A 1272-nucleotide genomic window follows, 5' to 3' on the forward strand; every position below is an offset into this window, starting at 1 on the left:
TGATCTTGGTCGAGAACCCGTCTACCAGGAGCTTCGTCGTTGCGCAGGAGCGTCTAACTCGCGGTCAATGCCACGAGGCTGGAAAAGCTCACTTACCCGCAGGTCCTTCGCGATCACCGCACTGGCCTCACTCCGAGCGAGCCGCTCGGCCGCCTGAAGCCGTAACCCCTCGCGAAACTGCTGACGTTCGGCAGTCAGCCCGCCCCCTTCTGGATACCGCATGCCCCGGTGATACCGCAGCCGACGATCCGCCGTCAGCCCCTACGACACCACAAGTTCAACCTCAGTAGGCTTCAGGGCTTCGCATGAACTGTCGTGTTGGGGTCTGCGTGCGTTGGAGAGGACCGGCATCGAAGAACGAGGAGTCTAAATGGCGGAGACGCCGAGGATCATCAGTCTCGACCCCGGGGCACTAGAAGGCATCCAGATGGTCCGGAATGCTGCCAGCGACTGGGCTGGAATCCAGGAGTCGATCATGCGAGAGCTGGAAGAGGTTGCCTTCACCGGTCAGGCACGGCGGGCGTTCCACAACGTGTCCGAGCGGTGGTGCTATCTCATGGCTCGGGAACTGCGTCTCCTCCAGACGTTCGGAGACGACGCCCTCGCCGGCGCGCAGAGGATGTTCGAGGCCGAGGAGGAACGGGCCCGGAAGGCCACCAGCCTCGAGCAATCGTAGGCCGCAGTTTTCGACACCCCTGATGTGAGGAAAATTCCATGGAGAACCTTCCCCCACCCGTACCCGAAGCCCGCGATGGATTCCAGGAGAGCGATCTGGACCTCGCTTACAACGGGAGAGACTTCTGGGGGTTTCTGGTGTACGACTTGGTGGAGTATTCGCCGGACGAGATCAAAGAATCGGCCGGCCACCTCATGGAGGCTCATCGCGCCATCTCACATCGCCTTGACATGCTGCTCACCGAGGTCGCGTCGACGCTGGGGGACGGATGGAGCGGCCAGAGCCGGACGGCCTTCGACGACACTCTCGCAGCGATGCACCAGCGCCTGAACGTCTACGCTGAGTGGGTCGACCGGGCTGCCACGTTCCTCATCGATCTCGCCGACGGTGTTGTCGATGACGATCACAACCAGGCCATCGCAATCCGGGCTATAACCCCGGAATTCTGAGGGTGGTGTCCCTGACGGTTCTTGAGGTGATGCGAGCGAGTCCTGTTCCGGGTAAGTGAGCTTTTCCAGCCTCGTGGCATTGACCGCGAGTTAGACGCTCCTGCGCAACGACGAAGCTCCTGGTAGACGGGTTCTCGACCAAGATCA

At 61.6% G+C, this 1272-nt stretch carries 2 protein-coding genes and 1 pseudogene; 2 read left to right on the forward strand and 1 reads right to left on the reverse strand.

The window, feature by feature from the left end; genetic code table 11:
• Positions 1–90 precede the first annotated feature (90 nt).
• Positions 91–222: pseudogene (locus OO54_RS49025) on the reverse strand (IS630 family transposase); the annotation flags it as partial.
• A 148-nt stretch (positions 223–370) separates the two neighbouring features.
• Between OO54_RS49025 and OO54_RS40840 the strand changes: the two are divergent.
• Both OO54_RS40840 and OO54_RS40845 read left to right on the forward strand, forming a co-directional pair.
• Positions 371–676, forward strand: coding sequence for a WXG100 family type VII secretion target (locus OO54_RS40840; protein ID WP_033212783.1), 306 nt, complete (start codon positions 371–373; stop codon positions 674–676).
• A gap of 38 nt (positions 677–714) precedes the next feature.
• A complete protein-coding gene (locus OO54_RS40845; protein WP_033212788.1) occupies positions 715–1125 on the forward strand; it encodes a WXG100 family type VII secretion target in 411 nt (136 codons plus the stop codon).
• Positions 1126–1272 lie beyond the last annotated feature (147 nt).

It is taken from the genome of Streptomyces wedmorensis, from assembly GCF_000716445.1.
GTDB lineage: Bacteria > Actinomycetota > Actinomycetes > Streptomycetales > Streptomycetaceae > Streptomyces > Streptomyces wedmorensis.

What these genes read in the sequence shown, in the direction of transcription:
- OO54_RS40840 (WP_033212783.1), top strand. Translation starts at nt 371, where the DNA reads ATGGCGGAGACGCCGAGGATCATCAGTCTCGACCCCGGGGCACTAGAA.
- OO54_RS40845 (WP_033212788.1), top strand. Translation starts at nt 715, where the DNA reads ATGGAGAACCTTCCCCCACCCGTACCCGAAGCCCGCGATGGATTCCAG.